General features: G+C 69.3%; 20 protein-coding genes and 1 tRNA gene. 13 read left to right on the forward strand and 8 right to left on the reverse strand.

Going from position 1 to position 18,452, the window contains the following annotated elements:
* Positions 1 to 31: 31 nt before the first annotated feature.
* The 3 genes from F9C41_RS35710 to F9C41_RS35720 all read left to right on the forward strand — a co-directional run bounded on the left by F9C41_RS35710 (position 32) and on the right by F9C41_RS35720 (position 2,547).
* Positions 32 to 553, forward strand: a complete 522-nt coding sequence (locus F9C41_RS35710) for a SigE family RNA polymerase sigma factor (protein WP_155391270.1) — start codon at positions 32 to 34, stop codon at positions 551 to 553.
* Positions 554 to 638: 85 nt separating this feature from the next.
* Positions 639 to 1,628 carry a hypothetical protein gene (locus tag F9C41_RS35715; RefSeq protein ID WP_155391271.1) on the forward strand — a complete coding sequence of 330 codons (990 nt, stop codon included), beginning with the start codon at positions 639 to 641 and terminating at the stop codon, positions 1,626 to 1,628.
* A 412-nt stretch (positions 1,629 to 2,040) separates the two neighbouring features.
* The gene (locus F9C41_RS35720) at positions 2,041 to 2,547 is read left to right on the forward strand and encodes an SMI1/KNR4 family protein (RefSeq protein ID WP_230690253.1); all 507 of its coding nucleotides are present in this window, start codon (positions 2,041 to 2,043) and stop codon (positions 2,545 to 2,547) included.
* 152 nt (positions 2,548 to 2,699) lie between these two features.
* Here the strand turns inward: F9C41_RS35720 and F9C41_RS35725 are convergent, their stop codons facing one another.
* Together F9C41_RS35725 and F9C41_RS35730 are read right to left on the reverse strand one after the other, a co-directional pair.
* Complete coding sequence (locus tag F9C41_RS35725; RefSeq protein WP_155391273.1) at positions 2,700 to 3,338, reverse strand: hypothetical protein; 639 nt, start codon at positions 3,336 to 3,338, stop codon at positions 2,700 to 2,702.
* A gap of 623 nt (positions 3,339 to 3,961) precedes the next feature.
* Positions 3,962 to 4,735, reverse strand: a complete 774-nt coding sequence (locus F9C41_RS35730; protein WP_155391274.1) for a GntR family transcriptional regulator — start codon at positions 4,733 to 4,735, stop codon at positions 3,962 to 3,964.
* Between the two features lie 228 nt (positions 4,736 to 4,963).
* Here F9C41_RS35730 and F9C41_RS35735 point away from each other — a divergent pair, with 228 nt between their 5' ends.
* The 5 genes from F9C41_RS35735 (at position 4,964) to F9C41_RS35755 (ending at position 8,641) form a co-directional block, all read left to right on the forward strand.
* Positions 4,964 to 5,311 (forward strand): hypothetical protein, encoded by a 348-nt coding sequence (locus tag F9C41_RS35735; protein WP_155391275.1) that lies wholly within the window; start codon positions 4,964 to 4,966, stop codon positions 5,309 to 5,311.
* Between the two features lie 71 nt (positions 5,312 to 5,382).
* Complete coding sequence (locus tag F9C41_RS35740; RefSeq protein ID WP_230690254.1) at positions 5,383 to 7,059, forward strand: replication initiator; 1,677 nt, start codon at positions 5,383 to 5,385, stop codon at positions 7,057 to 7,059.
* A gap of 15 nt (positions 7,060 to 7,074) precedes the next feature.
* Positions 7,075 to 7,260 (forward strand): helix-turn-helix domain-containing protein, encoded by a 186-nt coding sequence (locus F9C41_RS35745; RefSeq protein WP_230690255.1) that lies wholly within the window; start codon positions 7,075 to 7,077, stop codon positions 7,258 to 7,260.
* Positions 7,257 to 7,577, forward strand: coding sequence for a helix-turn-helix domain-containing protein (locus F9C41_RS35750; RefSeq protein WP_230690256.1), 321 nt, complete (start codon positions 7,257 to 7,259; stop codon positions 7,575 to 7,577). Before F9C41_RS35745 ends, F9C41_RS35750 begins: the two co-directional genes overlap by 4 nt.
* Entirely contained in the window at positions 7,574 to 8,641 is a 1,068-nt protein-coding gene (locus F9C41_RS35755) for a tyrosine-type recombinase/integrase (protein WP_155391278.1), read from the forward strand. Before F9C41_RS35750 ends, F9C41_RS35755 begins: the two co-directional genes overlap by 4 nt.
* A gap of 80 nt (positions 8,642 to 8,721) precedes the next feature.
* Here F9C41_RS35755 and F9C41_RS35760 read toward each other — a convergent pair.
* Positions 8,722 to 8,795: transfer RNA gene (locus tag F9C41_RS35760), tRNA-Pro, on the reverse strand.
* Positions 8,796 to 8,853: 58 nt separating this feature from the next.
* Positions 8,854 to 9,729, reverse strand: a complete 876-nt coding sequence (locus F9C41_RS35765) for a metallophosphoesterase (protein ID WP_155391279.1) — start codon at positions 9,727 to 9,729, stop codon at positions 8,854 to 8,856.
* A gap of 72 nt (positions 9,730 to 9,801) precedes the next feature.
* On the opposite strand from F9C41_RS35765, the gene F9C41_RS35770 reads away from it, so the two are divergent.
* Positions 9,802 to 10,257 (forward strand): GatB/YqeY domain-containing protein, encoded by a 456-nt coding sequence (locus tag F9C41_RS35770; RefSeq protein ID WP_155391280.1) that lies wholly within the window; start codon positions 9,802 to 9,804, stop codon positions 10,255 to 10,257.
* A gap of 91 nt (positions 10,258 to 10,348) precedes the next feature.
* On the opposite strand, the gene F9C41_RS35775 is transcribed toward F9C41_RS35770, so the two are convergent.
* Positions 10,349 to 12,745 (reverse strand): penicillin-binding protein, encoded by a 2,397-nt coding sequence (locus tag F9C41_RS35775; protein ID WP_155391351.1) that lies wholly within the window; start codon positions 12,743 to 12,745, stop codon positions 10,349 to 10,351.
* Positions 12,746 to 13,271: 526 nt separating this feature from the next.
* Here F9C41_RS35775 and F9C41_RS35780 point away from each other — a divergent pair.
* Positions 13,272 to 13,568: a WhiB family transcriptional regulator gene (locus tag F9C41_RS35780; protein ID WP_120317452.1), complete on the forward strand. Its 297-nt coding sequence runs from the start codon at positions 13,272 to 13,274 to the stop codon at positions 13,566 to 13,568.
* Between the two features lie 78 nt (positions 13,569 to 13,646).
* Here the strand turns inward: F9C41_RS35780 and F9C41_RS35785 are convergent, their stop codons facing one another.
* Genes F9C41_RS35785 through F9C41_RS41930 form a run of 3 tightly spaced genes read right to left on the reverse strand, consistent with a single transcriptional unit; the run spans position 13,647 to position 16,777 of the window.
* Positions 13,647 to 14,771, reverse strand: coding sequence for an ArsA family ATPase (locus F9C41_RS35785; protein ID WP_155391281.1), 1,125 nt, complete (start codon positions 14,769 to 14,771; stop codon positions 13,647 to 13,649).
* Between the two features lie 9 nt (positions 14,772 to 14,780).
* Complete coding sequence (locus F9C41_RS35790) at positions 14,781 to 15,764, reverse strand: ArsA-related P-loop ATPase (protein ID WP_155391352.1); 984 nt, start codon at positions 15,762 to 15,764, stop codon at positions 14,781 to 14,783.
* Positions 15,765 to 15,787: 23 nt separating this feature from the next.
* The gene (locus F9C41_RS41930; RefSeq protein WP_155391282.1) at positions 15,788 to 16,777 is read right to left on the reverse strand and encodes an Rv0361 family membrane protein; all 990 of its coding nucleotides are present in this window, start codon (positions 16,775 to 16,777) and stop codon (positions 15,788 to 15,790) included.
* 135 nt (positions 16,778 to 16,912) lie between these two features.
* On the opposite strand from F9C41_RS41930, the gene F9C41_RS35800 reads away from it, so the two are divergent.
* The 3 genes from F9C41_RS35800 to F9C41_RS35810 all read left to right on the forward strand — a co-directional run bounded on the left by F9C41_RS35800 (position 16,913) and on the right by F9C41_RS35810 (position 18,448).
* Positions 16,913 to 17,071 carry a DUF4177 domain-containing protein gene (locus tag F9C41_RS35800; RefSeq protein ID WP_120317449.1) on the forward strand — a complete coding sequence of 53 codons (159 nt, stop codon included), beginning with the start codon at positions 16,913 to 16,915 and terminating at the stop codon, positions 17,069 to 17,071.
* Positions 17,072 to 17,108: 37 nt separating this feature from the next.
* A complete protein-coding gene (locus tag F9C41_RS35805) occupies positions 17,109 to 17,570 on the forward strand; it encodes a RidA family protein (RefSeq protein WP_155391283.1) in 462 nt (153 codons plus the stop codon).
* Between the two features lie 176 nt (positions 17,571 to 17,746).
* Positions 17,747 to 18,448 carry an MBL fold metallo-hydrolase gene (locus tag F9C41_RS35810; RefSeq protein WP_155391284.1) on the forward strand — a complete coding sequence of 234 codons (702 nt, stop codon included), beginning with the start codon at positions 17,747 to 17,749 and terminating at the stop codon, positions 18,446 to 18,448.
* Positions 18,449 to 18,452 lie beyond the last annotated feature (4 nt).

Genomic DNA, 18,452 nt, shown 5'->3' on the forward strand with positions numbered 1-18,452 from the left:
GCGTTCAGGTGGTGGGGAGGTTCAATCACACATGCAACGACCCTGGGAACTGACGCCGCCGGAGGGCTTCGCCCCGTTCGTCGCGGCGCGCTCCGAAGCGCTGCTGCGTTCGGCCTGGCTGCTCACCGGTGACGTCGGCCGGGCTGAGGACCTGTTACAGACGGTCCTGGTCGAGGTCTGGCGGCGCTGGGCCACCATCACTGCCGGCGGGCATCCCGAGGCGTACGCACGCAAGGCCCTGTTCACCACGTATGTCTCCTGGTGGCGGCGGCGCTGGCGCGGCGAGATTCCCAGCGAGCCGCCGGACAGGTCCGGAAACGGCGACCTGGCCGCGGAGTACGCGGACCGGGACGCGGTACGCCGCGCCCTGGCCCGGCTCAGCCGGCAGCAGCGGGCGGTCGTGGTGCTCCGCTACGTCGAGGACCTGTCGGTGCAGCGGACCGCGGAAGTGCTCGGCTGCTCGGACAACACGGTCAAGGTGCAGGCCTCCCGTGCCCTGCGGGTTCTTCGTGCCGATCCGAACCTTGAGCTGTTCGCCGCCTGGAGGTCATGAGATGACGCACGAGGACGAGGACATCAGACGCCTGCTGACCGACGCCGTACCTCCCCTGCCCCCGCCGGAGGACCGGCTCGGCGCGGTGGCCGCGCGGGTCCGCCGGCGCCGGCGGCGCGTGCTGGCGAACAGCACGCTCGCCATCGCGCTGGCTGTGGGGCTGGGCATCGGCGGGGGCCGGCTGCTCACCGGCGACGACCAGACCCCGCCACCCCCTGCTGCCGGACCGGATCGCTGGACCTCGTGCGCGGTGAAGGATGCGCAGTGGGCCGAGGCACGCAACCGCCCCACGGCATCCCCACCGGCGCCGCCGCTGCGGCTCGGCGACGACATCGCCCCGGTCTCGGTGGTCATTTGCGACGAACTGACACAGCAGCGCAGCGACGGCGGCACGGACCGGGTGGGCAGGGAACGCCGTACCGACGACGTGGCTGCCCTCGTCGCCGCACTTCGCCTCCCGGACGAGCCGAGGACGACAGGCGGGTGTTTCCTCATGGAGGTCGTGCCGCCCTGGCTCGCTGTCATCGACGCCGACGGCCGGTGGATGCAGCCTGCGGTACCCGTCGACTCGTGCCATAAGCCACGGCAGGAATTCTCCCAAGCTGTCCAAGCCACGCCGTTCACGACGGTGTCGACCTGGACGATCGAACAGCTCGAATCGGCCGAGGCGGCCGCGGCCCGCTGCGGCCAGAAGATCAAGCACGTGATCGCGCTGGAGGGACCGGCGAACACGGTCGGCCGCCGGAGCGTCCTCCGCGAGCCGTTCCCCGCCGGGCGCGAGATCCGGCTCTGCGTCTACGCCACGTCGAACAGTGACTGGGGGACCGGCGAGTTCGTGCACGGTACGGTGCTGCCGGCGAACCGCCGTACCGCGATCGAGCGGGCGTTGCGGGCAGCCGGGGCCGCGAAGCCCTGCAACACCCGGGCCAGCCGCTTCGCGATGCTGCAGCCGGTCGGGGGCGGCCTCGACATCTACGTCGAACTCGACAACTGCCACCGCGTGCTCACCTACAGCGGCGGCACGGTCTTTGCGCAGGGCAACGCCGCACTCGCCACGCTGCTGGACAAATCGTGACCGTCCGGCGGGGGCGTTCCGACGGCCTCGCCGCTCGCAACCTCCGACTTGCTGTGGACCAGCGCGTACTTGACCGCCTTCTGGGGAGCGGAGCGGCACTCGCCGACCGCCCGATTTCAAGATCTTTCCCAGAATTCTCCCAGAACTGATCTTGAAACCAGTGAGGGCCGGTCTCCCTTGGCGGAAGACCGGCCCTCACTTGCACTTACTCTGGTCGGGGTAGCCGGATTTGAACCGACGGCCTCTTCGTCCCGAACGCGACCATCGTGCTCGACTGCGATGGTCCAGTGCCGTCGTTCGCCCCGGCAACTCGCCGCCGACGGTGTCTGCTGTCGTCCGCTGATGGCCACTTCGCTCAGCTGTTGCTGCCTCCATGCTGCCTGCGCGGCGCGCCAGGAAGTACCGTGTGTCCGTGCTCGATCCCTCGACCATCTTCGACAACTCCGACCCCTTTGAGGACCCGCTCACAGACGAGGTCTTGCAAGCTGTGGAGGCACAGCTCGGGCTACGGCTGCCACGTGCCTACGTCGACCTGGCTCGTCGTCACAACGGAGGCTGGCTTGCTCGCGACGCCCATCCTGCGCCCTCTCGGACGAGCTGGGCTGAGGACCACGTCGGGGTGGTTTCGCTAGCCGCAATCGGCCGAACCGCGAGCTATAGCCTGTGCGGGACGCGCGGTAACGCCTTCTGGGTGGCCGAGTGGGGGTATCCCGACATCGGCGTCTACATCGCGCAGTGCCCCTCGGCTGGGCACGACATGATCGCTCTCGACTATCGCTCACCAGGCGAGCCAACCGTGGTCCACGTCGACCAGGACTGGGACTACCAGATCACGGCCATCGCCACCGACTTCGAGTCCTTCGTGCGTGGGCTCGTCGACGAGTCGGAGTACGCAGTAGGGGACGTTCCTCCGGGGTGAGTTGATCAGAGGTTGAGGCGGTTTGCGGACCGTTCAGAGCTTGCCGCTATGCCTCTCCGGCCAGCTCCTACCTGGGGTTGCGAGCTCTCGACAGTCTGCGAGTCATCGTCGGCGCTTCAGATCTCGGTGTGCCTCTGCTGTGCACCAGGAGTTCAGTCCGGCACTCGTGCCAAGACGAGTTGGCCACGCACGATGGCATCGGTAGGCATGCCCCACACCACGTCAAGGCTGATCGTCTCCGCCACCTTCTGAGCCGAGCACGCGAACTCGAACTCGCCGATGTCGTCGCTCATGTCGTCGTCATCGCCGTGGTCTTCTGGCCGACCTGGGATGTTGAACTGATCAAGGTAGTGCTGCTCGATCGGGAGCGGGTCGCCCAACGATGTCCAAGTGGCAAGGCTGTTGTAACGGCGCACGGTGCGGCCGTCACGAGCGACGAGCCAGGCAGACGCGCCGCCCTGCGCATCCCAGTAGAAGGCATGAGCTTCGCCGTAGGTCCCACTCAGCGCCTCGACAAGTAGCCGCACTTCTTCCCGGCGGCTCGGGCTGGCGGGATCGCACCAGGGACCAACTACGGCAGTCCATCCGTTGATCTCGCCCGTCACGCACACCAATCCCGCGTCCTTGCCGTGACTGGCGTCGTCCACCACTTCCCTGGCGAGCGCGTAGGTCGTCGGTTGTGGGTCGGTCAATCCGAGCATCGCCATGATGCCTGCCTGGTCACCACCCGCGACGCAGAGCCAGTAGTTCCAGCAGGAGTCAAGCGACAGAGGACGATCGTCAACGCTCACGCCAGGAAGGTAGCCGCGTTCCGCTGGTGTAGGGAAGCCGTACGAACCCAATGTGCTGGCAGCGGGGTGGGAACTGGTTCGTCACGTGGCTACCGCCGGCCACGCAACCTTGCCATCCCGTCCGCCGTCGACCCACACGCAGTGGACGCGGGTTCTGGCTCCCTGGTCAAGGTGGAGCCCCCAACCGGAGGAACGACCTTGACCAGGGAGCCAGGTTCCGCGTAGGCATCGCCTGGGTCGGCGGTGGGCGGGATGGCCCCACCCCACCAATCTTCGGACCGCAAGACGCAGAAGACTCCTCATCCATCCCGGGGCCGGGGCGGCCCCCGCCGGAGGCGCTAGCTCTAGCAGCCGGGACTGCCTAGGTCTAGCACTCGTGCTAGCCCTGATCTGATGTGCAGGCTGCGATCTAGCGGTTTACGGTGTCACGCTGGAGCGGCCGTAAATAGCCCTGGGAGGCTCTGGCGAGGGTTCCGAGTGTCGCTAGAGATCTGAGGGAAGTGCGTCGGTGCGGGGCGCCGCCCTCCCCCGCGCGGGCCGGAGGCAGAGCGCGGGGGGAAGGGCGAGCGCCCACGGTGCGGCGCTTCAGCGCCGCCTTGATCCCATAGAGACTAATTCGGCAATCACTCGGCTAGAGCCGGAACCGGGATCGTGTACGTCAGCTCGTAGCGGTCACCGGGAAACACGATGTCGCAAGCCTCAACGGCGAGATCACCGGCATAGTGCGTGCGCTCGATGACCATCACGTAGGCACCACGTCCGGATAGAGCAAGGCGTTCCGACTCGGCTGCCGTAGCCGCTCTGGCGGTCACCTTCTCAACCACTCGATCAACGTGGATGCCAATGCTGTCCATTCTGGCGATCACACCGGTTGTAGGCCCATCTTCGGGCAGCACGATTGGCGTGCCGCGCGTTATCGCGAGGGGTTCCCACGACCAGGACAGCTGAACCGGCCGATGATCGGAGAAGAACCGGTAGACGGTCTCCATCACAGGTTCGCCCAGCGCAACCCCCAACATCTGGGCAACACGGCCGGTGGCTGGCTTCTCCGCGCTCTCGTGGTCCCAGTTCGCCTGTTGGCCGGAGTTCGTGGTGTCGGCCTTGAACTGTGAGGTACTGACCGCCTTTCGGGAGTACCGGCCCATGCTGTCGCGAACCAGGCGCTTCCGGGAGGTGACGAACACCCCGGCTCCCTGTCGCGCGATGGCGATTCCCTCGTGCCGGAGCACGGCAAGCGCGTCGCGGGCGGTCATCCGCGCGACCGCGTATCGCTGCATGATCGTGTTCTCGCCCGGAAGCCTGTCGCCTTCCCGGTACTCCCCCCGCATGATCGCTGCCCGCAGGTCGTTCGCGATCTCCTCGTACCGGTGTTGGGCACGGTCAGGTGTTTCGGCCATGGCTCTCTTCCTCGGGAGCAACCTCTCTAGAGCACAGGCTACGGATGCCCGGCCTGAACGGGAACCAACCCCACGGGTTGGCACAGATTTCCGCGAGATCTCTAGAGAAGTGGTGGTACGGTTGGGACAGGTGAGCTTCTCTAGAGAGGTTCGCGAAGACAAATAAAGGCCCCGGTGAGCTGGAACTCGCCGAGGCCGACGCAACGAGTCCTTTCGGAGAGGATCACGATGCACACCCAGACTACCGCCCCTGCGGGGGTTGTCCTCAAGCCCGTTCGGCTGAACTTCGCCCAGTTCTGCCTCTGGTGCGGCGACCGCTGGTGCCAGTCGCCCAAGTGCGTGGACCTGCACGACCAGTCGGTGTGGCAGCTCTGCTCGGAGTGCGACGGTTCCCAGGTCGGCGGGTGCCCGTGCGCGGGCGGCCTGATGGAGGTCCCGGCTCCGTCGTCGCGGGTCGCGCAGCTGCTGGCCGAGGCCCAGAACACCCAGCCCGCCCCGAAGCCGGTGGGCCGTCCGGAGCTGGTCTGCTACGGCAGCGACGCCGATGACCTGCTGTACGTGTGGGAACTGCGGTGACCACACCCACCGAACCAGTCGCACGTGACCCTGAGCCTGTGCGGCCGGGGTCGCGCGCCGACCGGTTGGCTATGCCGATCGCGCGTGAGGTCCTGGTCACCCTCGCCGAGCACAACGGCGTCTGCGTCCGACCCCTCGCGATCCGGCGCACCGACCTGGAGACGGGCCGGACCGAGGTCATCGACGTGCCGTGCGGGGCGCGGCTGGCTTCCAAGTGCAAGCCCTGTGCCGAGCGTGCGCGCAAGCTGCGCCGTCAGCAGATCCGCGAGGGCTGGCACCTCGAAGACGAACCCACGGTGCCGGTGGAGGCTCCGGCTGATGACGTGGTGGCGCTGGTGACCACGCGGGCGCATCTGGAGTTCGACCGCGCCGCCCTGGCCTACGAGCAGCTGCCCCCGGTCGAGCGGGCCGCGCAGCTGGCCGACATCGACTCCGCCGTGGCCGACATCGACGCCCAGCTAGCGGAGTGCCGCATCCGTGGAGCCCTGGTCCCCGCCGCCGACGCCACCCCGAAGCGCGTCCGCTCGACCCGCCGCCGCGCTGACGCGATCGACCTGCCGAAGCTGCCGGTGCAGGCCAAGACGGTCGGCAGGGTCTACCGCGGTAAAGACGGCAAGACACACCGCCCGTCGACGCTGCTCACCCTGACGCTCGGGTCGCATGGTCCGGTGCACTCGGCCCGCCGTCGCGGCAGCTGGGTCGCGCCGTGTGAGTGCGGTCGGCTGCACGCCGAGTTCGACCCGCTGATCGGCACCCCCGTCGACCCCGACACCTACGACTACCGGCGCGCTGCCCTGGACGCGATCCACTTCGCGAAGGTCCTGGACCGGTTCTGGCAGAACCTGCGCCGGGCCGCCGGCTGGAACGTCCAGTACGCCGGAGCAGTCGAGCTACAGAAGCGCTTCGCCCCACACGCCCACTTCGCCGTACGCGGCACTGTGCCGCGTGCACTGATGCGCCAGGTAGCCGCCGCGACCTACCACCAGGTCTGGTGGCCCCACTTCGACGCCCCGGTCTACGACGTTGGCGGCAAGGTCCCTGTCTGGAGTCCGGAGGTCGGCGAGTACTGCGACCCGGCCACCGGCCAGCCGCTCACGAGCTGGCAAGCCGCCCTGGACGCCCTGGACGACGAGCACGCCACCCCCGGCGACGTGATCCGCCTCGGCAGGGTTGACGCACGCGGAATCGAGCACGGCACCAAGGACGCCGAGCGGGCCATCCGGTACGTGACCAAGTACCTGACCAAAGACCTGGTCGACACCACCCACCCGCGCACCGACCCGCAGCAGGCCCACTTCGACCGCCTCCACGCCGAACTCGCTGTGCTGCCCTGCTCTCCGACATGCGCCAACTGGCTGCTCTACGGCGTCCAGCCGGACGCAGCCAAGCCGGGCCTGGTGCCGGGCCGCTGCTCGGGCAAGGTCCACCAACGGACCACGCTCGGGTTCACCGGTCGCCGGGTCCTCGTATCGCGGCAGTGGTCGGGTAAGACCCTGGCCGACCACCGCGCTGACAACCGCGCCTGGGTCCGCACCGTCCTTGCCGGCGCACTCGCCGACGACGAGACGGCCCCGGCCGAGGATGCCCGGCGCTACTCGTTCGAGCTGGCCCGGCCGGAAGACCCCGACGTGAGCAGCCTCGCCGTCCGGCTCATGCGCGCCGTCTCCGAACGCCGCCGCTGGCACACCGAACTTGAACATGCCCGCAACACCGCACTACCGCCCACAGCCCTTGCCCTGGCCGCCTGATCGGAGGACCGCATCGTGAACCACACCGACCGCGCAACCTTGCCCCTGCTCCTGGAGGTCACCGCTGCCGCAAGGCTGCTGGGCATCTCTCGCTCCGCCGCCTACCGGGCCGCGAACAGCGGCGAACTGCCCTCCCGTCGCCTCGGCGGACGGGTCTACCTGGTCACCGCCAAGGTGCTCGATCTCGTGGAGGAAGCGTGAAAACCGCCGCCGTCCCGTCCGTCCGCGCCGTCCCCATGATCGTCCCCGGTCGTCCCACAGCCGTCCCGTCGCAGTACAGAAGACGGCTCGCCCCCGAGGTCTACACCGTCGCCGAGGTCGCCGACCTGCTCGGCCTCGCCCTCGGCGGTGCGTACGAACTCGTCCGGGACGGCACGATCCCCGCGCGCAAGCTCGGCGGGCGCTGGGTCATCCCGAAGAACCGCTTCCACGCCTGGCTCGACAGCGAGGACCAGGGCGACGAGCCCGACGCTGTTTCGGCAACCCGTGATCGCGACCGGACCGGAGGTCGCCGGTGAGCTTCATCCGCAAGACGCCCAGCGGCAAGCACAAGGCGTTCTGGCGAGACCCCGCCGGTAGCCAGCGCTCCAAGACGTTCCGGACGAAGAAGGAGGCGTCGGCCTTCCTCTCCGAGGTGGAGGCGGCCGTGAACCGCGGCACCTACGTCTCGCCGTCAGCGGGAAAGCTGCGCTTCGCCGACTACGCCGTCAAGTGGCTGAGCGCCCGGAACGACGAGCGGGCGACCGCAGCCCGTGACGCCTCGATCATGCGAAACCACGTGGTCCCGCGCTGGGGCGCGCTGCCGCTGGCCCGCGTTGAGCACTCCGACGTGCAGGCGTGGGTCACGGAGCTGGGGGAGAGGTTGGCCCCCGCCAGCATCGCCGAGTGCTTGCGGCTCACCTCGGGCGTGCTGCGCTCGGCGGTCCGCGACCGCCTGATCGGGTTCAACCCCTGCGAGGGTGTCCGGCTACCTGCACGACGACGGAAGGACACCGATGATCTGACCCTCAGCCTGGACGAACTCACGGCGAAGCTTCTTCCGGCAACGCCTGATCGTTACCGCGCGATCGTGGCCCTTGCCGGCGGAACCGGGCTGCGCTGGGGTGAGTGCGCCGGGCTGCGGACCGATGCCCTCGACCTCGCTGCGGGGATGGTGCGCGTGATCCGGGTCGCGGAGGAGATCTCCGGGCATGTCAGCCTCAAGCCCTACCCGAAGTCGCGGGCCGGTCGGCGCTCGGTCCCGCTGCCGCCGTTCGTGCGAGAGCTGCTGACCTTGCACCTGCGGGACTACCCGGTCGGGAGTGACGGCCTGGTCTTCGTGGCCAGGACAGGCGAGCCGCTCAAGCGGGGCACGTTCCGCGCCCGCGTGTGGAAGCCGTCGTTACGGCGGGCCGGACTGCCCGAGGCGCTCCGCTTCCATGACCTGCGTCACTCATACGCGACGTGGCTCGTCTCCGATGGTGTGCCGATCAACGACGTGGCGGCGGTACTCGGACACGAGCAGACATCCACGACTCTCGACCGATACGTGCACCCATCGCGAGAGCGGGACAGCAGGGTCCTGCGGTCCTTCGCTGCCTAACCGCTGCCTCCGGCCGGAGAATCTGGCCCAGAACGCACCGAAGGCCCAGATCAGATTTCTCTGACCTGGGCCTTCTCGGGTCGGGGTAGCCGGATTTGAACCGACGGCCTCTTCGTCCCGAACGAAGCGCGCTACCAAGCTGCGCTATACCCCGAAGCGGTGCTCCGAAATACTAGCTGACCCGGTTCCCGTCGCCAAAACGGGTATCCCCCTCAGCGTGGGATGAGCGTCAGCAGGGTCGCCTCCGGGCGGCATGCGAAGCGCACGGGAGCGGTCGGATGCGTGCCCAGACCCGCGGAGACATGCAGCCAGGCGCGGTCCCAACGGTGCAGCCCGCGGGCCAGCTTGCGGTCCAGCCCGCAGTTGGTGACCAGCGCCCCGACGCCCGGCACCCGCACCTGGCCGCCGTGGGTGTGGCCGGCCAGCAGCAGCTCGAAGCCGTCGGCGGCGAACGCGTCGAGGATCCGGGGCTCCGGGGCGTGGCTGAGGGCGATGCGCACCGCGGCTGCCGGGTCGGCCGGGCCGGCGGGGTAGGCGTCGAGGTCGATGTGGGGGTCGTCGACCCCGGCCAGGTCGACGACGCGGCCGCCGGCCTTGAGCGTGGCACGGTTGTTGTTGAGGTCGACCCAGCCGGCGTCGAGGAAGGCCGCGCGCAGGTCCTCTGTGGGCAGCTCCACGCCGTGCTCGTACTCGCGGTCCTCGCGGAAGTAGCCGAAGGGGTTCTTGAGCACCGGGCCGCTGTAGTCGTTCGAGCCGAAGACGAAGGCGCCGGGCAGCTCCAGCAGCGGCTCGTACGCGGCGAGCACGCCGGGCACCGCGTCCGGGTGGCCCATGTTGTCGCCGGTCACCACGACCAGGTCGGGGTCGAGGCCGGCCAGCTCGCGCACCCAGCGCTGCTTGCGCAGCTGCTTCGGGGTGAGGTGGAGGTCGGACAGGTGCAGCACGCGCAGCGGCTCGGCCTCCGGCGCGAGCAGCGGCACGTCGTAGCGGCGCAGCGTGAACCAGTTGCGTTCGATCAGCGTGCCGTATGCCAGCGCGCCCGCGCCGACGACGGCGGCGCCCAACACGATTTTTCCGAGCGGACCCATGAGGCTAAGAGTAGTTTCATCGCCCGAGGGCAACACAGTGCCGTCGGATGTGCGGAGCACGGAGAGGTGGGTATGGGCACCCTGAAGGAGCGCCTGACCGAGGACATGCGCTCGGCCATGAAGGCGCGTGACGAGGTGGTGACGGGCACGCTGCGCATGGCGCTGGCGGCTGTCGGCGTCGCCGAGGTCGCCGGGAAGGCCAAGCGTGAGCTGAACGACGAGGAGGTGCTCGCGGTGCTCGCCAAGGAGGCGAAGAAGCGCCGGGAGGCCGAGACGGCGTTCGCCGACGCGGGCCGCGCCGAGCAGGCCGCGAAGGAGCGGGCCGAGGAGGAGGTGCTGGCCCGGTATCTGCCGAAGCAGCTCACCGATGACGAGATCGCCCAGCTGGTGTCGCAGACGCTGGCCGCGGGTGGTTTCAGCGGTATGGGCGCGATGGGCCCGGCCATGAAGGCCGTGCAGGCCGCGGTGGCCGGTCGCGCCGAGGGCGGCAAGGTCTCCGCGGAGGTACGCCGCCAGCTGGCCGCCTAGCGCGCCTAGCGCGGTCTGCGGCCCGCCGGAGCGGGCGCACAGACGGGCGAGGCCCCGTCCGCGGTGTGCGGACGGGGCCTCGCTGTGTCTGTCAGGCCCGTGGCGGCGGGGGCTGGCCCGGGCCGTTGCCGGGACCGGTGCCCGGATTCGGCGCGCTCTTGCCGTTGCTGACCTCGATCTGGACCATGCCCTTGCGGATGGTTTTGCCGTTCGGGCTGGTGCCGGCCGCGGTGCCCTTGGGGCACTTGGAGTCGGTCTGCTCCGGTGCCACCTCGACGTCGAAGCCCTTGCCCCGCAGGATCGCCCTGGCCTCGTCGATCGTCTTGCATTCGACGTTCGGAATGGAGATCTGGTCGCCATATGCGATCTTGGAGCTGGGCTTGGTGAACTGGATCGCCGGCTTGTTCTTCATGTAATCGCTCAGCGTCTTCTGCACCGCCGGGTTGACCACGCCGTGCTCCATGTGTGAGTCATGGGCCCAGTCGGGGTTGGTGAGGAAGCCGGAGATGGTGAGCTGCTTGGTGGACAGGGTCAGCGTCGCCGATGCGCTGTTGTCGGTGGTTCCCGACTTGCCGGTGATCGGTTTGCCGACGATACGGCGGGAGTCGCCGTTGGTCGTGCCGCGGCACTCGCCGTAGGGGGATCTGTCGCCGCCCGGGCAGCGGCCGGCGTCGACGGCCGCGCGTGCCACGTCCGCCGTCATGACCTGCTTGCAGCGCTTCTCGGCGACGGAGAGCTCGTTGCCCTTGATGTCGGTGATCGACTGCACCGGGGTGGGCTCGCAGTACACCCCGTCGGCGACGACCGTGGCGTACGCGTTGGCCAGCTCCAGCGGAGTGGTCGCGGAGACGCCCAGCGTGAAGGCGCCCCACTGGCTGGCGTTGTTGGAGTAGCCCAGGTCGTCCTGGGTGGTGCCGGGCTCGTCGTGGAACGTGATGCCCATCTTCTTGGCGACGTTCACCGTGTTCTGGACGCCGGCCAGGATCGCCAGCGGCACGAAGTAGGTGTTGACCGAGCTGCCGAAGGCGGTCCACATGTTGTGCACGCCGCCGCCCTGACCGCTGGCGCAGTAGTAGCCGCCGCAGTTGGCGTTGGGGCCGCTGATCGGGAACTTGGTGACGAACACCTTCTTGGTCGCCATCGTGAAGTCGAGCGGATAGCCCTTCTCCAACGCGGCGACCAGGCTGAAGAGCTTGAACGCCGAACCCGCCTGGTAGCCGGTGAACCCGTCGCCGCCGGTCATCAGCGGGTTGGTGGTGTTCGGGTAGGTGCCGAGCAGGCCCCTGCGCTTCTTGGCCGGGTCGGAGTTGAGCTTGTTCTTCGGGTTGTTCTTGTCGTCGAGTTTGAAGTTGCGGTTGACGGCCAGCGCCCGGACCTTGCCGCTGCCGGGCTCGACGGCGGCCAGCATCAGCGCCTTGTCGTTGTTGACCGAGATCTGGCCCCGGATGTTCTTGTCCGCCGCGTCCTGGGCGACCGGGTCGAGCGAGGTGACGATGCGGAAGCCGCCCGACTTCAGTGAGCGCTCGCGGTCGTACGCGGTGGCGCCGAACACCTCCTGGTCGTTCCACCAACGCTGGAAGTAGTCGCAGAAGAAGCCCCAGGTGTTCTTGGTGGCCTGCACGCAGCCGTTCGGGGTGATCTTGCCGACGATCTTCAGCGGCTCGGCCTTGGCCAGCGTGGCCTGCTGCTCGGTGAGCGCGCCGGTCTGCACCATCTCGCCCAGCACGTAGTTGCGCCGGTCCACGGCGGTCTTCTCGCCGGAGCCGGTCTCGACGCTGTAAGTGCCGGGGAACTTCACCAGCGCGGCCAGGAACGCGGCCTCGGCGGCGGTCAGCGTCTTCGGCTCCTTGGCGAAGTAGACCTGCGACGCGGCGTAGATGCCGTATGCCCGGTTGCCGAAGTATGCGGTGTTGAGGTAGCCCTCGAGGATCTGGTCCTTGGTCATCCGCTGCTCGATGGCCATCGCGTAGCGCATCTCGCGGACCTTGCGCTTGCTGGTGTCCTCGGTCGCGTCGACGACCTCCTGCGCGGTGTCGGCCGAGTAGGAGATGGACAGTCGGACGAACTGCATGGTCAGCGTCGAGGCGCCCTGCTCCACGTCACCGGCCTGCTTGTTGGCCACGAACGCGCGGGCGATGCCCATCACGTCGACGCCGTTGTGCTCGTAGAACTTCTGGTCCTCGGCGGCGAGGATGGCCTGCTGGACGATCTTGGGCATCTCATCCAGCGGCAGGTCGCGCCGGTTCTCGTCGTACATCGTCGCGATGAGCGTCTTGCCGTCGTTGGCGTAGACGTAGCTGATCTGGGGGGAGCGCTTGACGACCAGCTCGTCGGGGAGCTGGCCGAAGGCTTCACCGCCCGCCTTGGCGGCCAGTCCGGACAGTGCCACCGCCGGGAACGCGGCCGCAGCCACCACCACGCCGGCGAGCAAGCCGCAAATCAACAGAGATGCGGCGTTGGCCAGTATGTTGTGGTCGCGTTTGCGCATCAGGGTCACCGCCTCAGGTTACGTGAGCGATTTTCGGTGTCGAGTGCCGCACCATACCGGGCCAGGCTGCGTGGGCACGGTGCGTCGCAGTGACGCCCCCGTCGCCCGCAACCGTTCCGGGCATGTGTTCGTTGTCCAAGACGCACGACCCCTGGCGTGTGGTTGCGTTGCCACGGTCACGAGATGTCCCCCCGGACATCGTGGCCGCCCCGTTACTCGCAAAACGACGCTCCGCCGCGGGCCGCCGGACCCCCGTCCCGGCCCGCGGGCGGACGTCACCCCCGGCGCGCGTACTCGCTGCTCAGGTACTGGCTCAGCGCAGTTAAAGACCTTTTTCCGCCATTTTGGCTGACAACGTTGCGTAATCGTCTGACTACGGAGCATGATGGGCGGGCGAGTAACGCACACCGTTCGCGTCGGTTCGGGGGAACCATCGGGGGGATGTGTCCTGCTCAAACGACCCTCGGGTCGGGCGGGCCGGGCAGGTCGCGAGCGGTGAGGGGAACGTCAGGGGGGACGTGGACACATGGGCATGGTCAACGATTGGCCCAGTCTCGCGGCGTGCCGGAACGGAGATCCGGACGCGCTGTTCGTTCAGGGCGCGGAGCAGAACGTCGCCAAGAGAGTCTGTCGCGGGTGCCCGGTGCGGTACGAGTGCCTGGCGGACGCACTCGACAATCGCATCGAGTTCGGCGTCTGGGGCGGCATGACCGAGCGGGAGCGCCGCGCACTGCTGCGCCGGCACCCGCACGTGGCCAGCTGGAAGCGCGCCTTCGAGGTCGCCATGCAGGAGCAGGACCGCCGTGAGCTGGTCCGTGTCTGACTGATACCACCCATCTTGTTATCGAAGGGCCGTTTCTGCCGAATTGGTGGGAACGGCCCTTCGGTCACCCGATGGCGGTCATTCGGGACGTGCGGCCAGGGCCGCGCCGATGGCCCGCAGGCCGACCAGGTCGTGCACATCGGTCGGCTGGGCCGGCACGTAGGCGACCGGCACCTGCGGGAACTCGTCGGTGAAGCCCGTCGACACGTCGGTCTCCCGGGCCACCTGCCGCATCAGCAGGGCGTGCACCTGCAGCGCCTGAGCTGTCAGCGCGTGCTCGGCGTGCTCGGCGGACAGCTTCTCGGCCGCCTCCGCGCTGTCGGCCGCCGACAGCTCCGGCAGCTCGGACCGGTGCACCCGGTTGAGCACCAGCCCGGCCAGCGGCATGCGTTCCGCGCCGAGCCGCTCGGCGAAGTACGTGGCCTCCCGCACGGCGTCCGGCTCCGGCGCGGCCACCACCAGGAAAGCGGTCTGCGGATCCTGCAGCACCCGGTAGGTGCGGTCGGCCCGCTCCCGGAATCCGCCGAAGGTCGAGTCCAGCGCCGATACGAAGCCGGACAGGTCGGTCAGCAGCTGCGCGCCGAGGATCTTCTGCACCGCCTTGGAGAACACCCCGAACGAGGCGGTGACCAGGTTGAACATGCTCCTGCCGCCGGCCCGCGCGGGAACCATCAGCAGGCGCAGCATCCTGCCGTCCAGGAAGCGGCCCAGCCGGGCGGGCGCGTCCAGGAAGTCCAGCGCCGACCGGGACGGCGGGGTGTCCACCACGATGAGGTCCCACCGGTCGGTCGCCCGCAGCTGGCTCAGCTTCTCCATCGCCATGTACTCCTGCGTGCCGGAGAACGTCGAGCTCATGGCCTGGTAGAAGGGGTTCGCGAAGATCTCCTTCGCCCGCTCGGGCGCGGTGTGGCTCAGCACCACCTCGTCGAAGGTGCGCTTCATGTCCAGCATCATCGCGTGCAGGTCGCCGTCGCCGGACAGCCCTTCCACCGGGCGCGGGGTGTTGTCCAGCTCGGTGAGGCCGAGCGACTGGGCCAGCCGCCGGGCCGGGTCGATGGTCAGCACGACGGTGCGACGGCCGTGCTCCTCGGCGGCTCGCACTGCCAGCGCCGCGGCGGTGGTCGTCTTGCCGACCCCGCCCGAACCGCAGCAGACCACGATGCGTACGCCGGGATCAGCCAGCAGGGCGTCCACGTCGAGCATGTGCTCAGCCTAAGGGGCGGAGCGCAACAGTCCGGCAAGGTGCTGCACACCGGCCAGATCCACCCCGTCCGGCAGCAGCGGCAGCTCGACCACGGGCCGGCCCAGCGTCTCCAGCTCGCCGCGCAGTTCCTCCTCCAACGCGCGCCGCGCCTGGTGGTCGCGCGACTCGTCGAGCAGAGCCGTCACCGTACGCCGGTCGGTCGGCAGACCTGCTGCGGCCAGCCCGCGCTTGAGCTCGGCCTGAGTGACCCTGCCCTCGTCGAGCAGCGGTGGGCGGGCGCAGTTCACGATGATCCTCCCGACACTGATGTTGAGCGCGGTCAGCTCGCGCAGCGCGTCGGCGGTCTCCTGCACCGGCATCTCCTCCAGCAGGGTGACCAGGTGCACCGCAGTCATCGGCGAGCGCAGCAGCGCGGCGACGCCCTCGCTCTGCGACTTGATCGGGCCGAGCTTGGCCAGCTTCGCGGCCTCCGCGGTGACGTTCAGGAAGCGCCCGATCCGGCCGGTGGGCGGCGCGTCGAGCACCACCGACCGGTACACCCGCCGGCCGCTGTCGTCGGTGCGGGTGGTCGCCTCCTTCACCTTGCCGGTGAGCAGGATGTCGCGCAGGCCGGGGGCGACGGTGGTGGCGAAGTCGATCGCGCCCAGCTTGCGCAGCGCCCGCCCGGCCGCGCCCATCCGGTAGAACAGCTCCAGGTATTCCAGCAGCGCCTCCTCGGGGTCGACGGCAAGCAGCCGCACGTCCACGCCGACCTCGCCGAGCCGGCGCTCGGCGTACGGCAGCGGTTCCAGTTCGAACAGCTGGGCCAGGCCCTGCCGCCCCTCGACCTCCACCAGCAGCGTGCGCTGCCCGCCCGCGGCCAGCGCGAACGCCAGCGAGGCGGCGACGGTGGTCTTGCCGACCCCGCCCTTGCCGGTCACCACATGCAGACGGGCCGGCCAGGCAGTGTCATGTGCACTGCGCCGGGCCGGCCCGTCACTACCGTCGTTCAGCACCCCTCGATGGTGCCAGGTGGCTACTTCACCTCGCAGACGAACCAGCCCTCATGCTTGACGAGGGTCAATGTGAGCTTCTGCTCGGACATCTTCTCGTCGCTGGTGACCAGCTTGACGGTGACCTCGGCGGTCGCCTGGGTCGCCGTCTCGCCGGAGATCTTCGGGCTCTCCCAGGTGAAGTTCGGGCCCTTGAGCTGCGCCGTCTGGGACTTGATCTCGGCGATCTTCGCCTCGATCTCCTTGCGGTCGCGGGCGTCACCGCAGACCAGCTTCTCGGCGGCCGCGGCGTTGCCGCCGCTCTTGTAGACGGCCGTGAGGAAGCTCTGCGTGGCGTCCTTGGCCGACGTCGCGCCGGTGCCCTCGGTGTTGCGGGTCAGCAGCACGTACGCGCCGATGCCGCCACCGCACAGCAGCAGGAGCAGGCCGAGCACGATGCCGATGATCAGCGGAGCCTTGCTCTTCTTGGCCGGCGCGCCGGGCACCCCGGGCGTGCCCGGGTAGGTCATGCCCGGGTAGGCGGGCTGGCCGGACACGGGGTACGCGGGCTGGCCCGAGACCGGATACGCAGGCTGGCCCGAGACCGGATATGCGGGCTGGCCCGAGGTCGGGTATGCGGGCTGGCCCGAGACCGGGTAGCCGGGCTGCGCGGGGTACGCGGGCTGGCCGGAGACCGGGTAGCCGGACTGCGGCACGGTCGGGTACGCCGCGGTCGGCGGCGGGGTGGGGAAGGCCGGTGCGGGAGTGCCCGAGACCGGGGCGGGGGCGCCGGACGCCGGCGAGGCCGGCGGGTCCTCCGCGATCGGCAGCGTGGCCGGAGTCGGCGTGGCCGGGGTCGGCTGCGTGGCCGGCTGGGCCGGGGTCGGCTCCGCCTCGGGCGGCAGCGGCACCGCGGGCTGCGGCGCGGTCGGCGGCGTCACCGTCGCCGACGCGAACGGGTCGGCCGGCGGCGGGTACGCGGGCTGCGTCGGTTGCGGCGCGGTCGGCTGCTGCTCGTCGTGCGGCTGGGTCATGCGATCTCCCCTGGTCTTCTCTAACGAGGCCGCGACACTCAGCTGCCCCCGCGGCGGCTCAGCTTAACCGCACCTCGCACCCTGTCGCAGCAGGGATCGACCGGGCGGATCTTCCCGGCACGTTAGGTTATGCCCATGACGAAGTGGGAGTACGTCACCGTGCCTCTGCTGGTCCACGCGACCAAGCAGATCCTCGACAACTGGGGTGCCGACGGCTGGGAGCTGGTCCAGGTCGTGCCCGGCCCCAACCCCGAGCAGCTGGTGGCCTACCTGAAGCGGCCGAAGTCCGCCTGAGCACAACCCCGCGGATCCCGCGGTGAAGGAGACAAAGATGTCTGACCCGTACGAAAAGCTTGCTGAGCTGGGCCTGAAGCTGCCCGAGGTGGTCCCGCCCGTGGCGGCGTACGTGCCCGCGGTGCGCTCCGGCAACCACGTGTACGTCTCCGGCCAGCTGCCCATGGCCGACGGCAAGCTGCTGGCCACCGGCAAGGTGGGCGCCGAGATCAGCGCCGAGCAGGCGAAGGAGCTGGCCGCTCGGTGTGCGCTCAACGGCCTGGCCGCACTCGAATGGCTGGTCGGCCTGGACAAGGTCGTCCGAATCGTCAAGGTGGTGGGTTTCGTGGCCTCCGCCCCCGGCTTCACCGGTCAGCCCGGCGTCATCAACGGCGCGTCGGAGCTGTTCGGTGCGGTCTTCGGTGAGGCGGGCAAGCACGCCCGCAGCGCCGTCGGCGTCGGCGAACTGCCGCTGGGCTCCCCGGTCGAGGTGGAGCTGATCGCCGAGGTCCGCGACTGACCCGGGTTCACCGCCCCGCACTTCAATAGGCGTCGGCCTATCTGGATGAGTTCGATCGCGAATTTCTCATCCAGATAGGCCAACGTTTATGTCAAGCCGGGGCGGGCGGCCAGTGGGATGAAAGCTGACCGCCGCGGGAGCGGGCGACGCGCCCCGGGCTCAGTAGAGTTCTCGGCATGACGGCGCGGCTGACCTCGGAGCTCCTCCCGGCGTGGGTGACCTGGCTACGGGCACCCAACCCCGGCCCGATGACCCTCGACGGCACGAACACCTGGCTGCTCGACGACGGCACCGTCATCGACCCGGGCCCCGACGACCCCGCCCACCTCGACGCGATCGTCGCGGCCGGGCCGGTGCGCCGCATCCTGGTCACCCACGGCCACCACGACCACGTCGAGGGCGTGGCCAGCCTGGCCGCGATGACCGGCGCGAGCGTCGGCGAAGCGCCGGACTGGCTGACCGTCCTGGACAGTCCGGGACATACCGCCGATTCGGTATGTTTCCTCGCGGAGCGCGACGGAACACGCGTCGTGTTCACCGGCGACACCGTCCTCGGCCGCGGCAGCAGTGTGGTCGCCTGGCCCGACGGCGACGTCGGGGCATACCTGGCCAGCCTGGACACGTTGACCGGCTACCCCGTGCCGGGTCTGCCCGGACACGGGCCGGTGCTGCCGAACTGTGCGGTGGCCGCGGCCTGGCTGCGCGCCCACCGGCTGGAACGCCTCGACCAGGTGCGCGCGGCGCTGAAGCAGGGCGCCCGCACCCCCGAGGACGTGGTGAACATCGTCTACGCCGACGTCGAGCCGGGGATCCGGTTCGCGGCCGAGTGGACCGTGCGGGCACAACTGGCGTACCTCGCGACGTTGAGCGAGCTGTGAAGCC

It is taken from the genome of Catellatospora paridis (assembly GCF_009720365.1).
Taxonomy (GTDB): Bacteria; Actinomycetota; Actinomycetes; order Mycobacteriales; family Micromonosporaceae; genus Catellatospora; species Catellatospora paridis.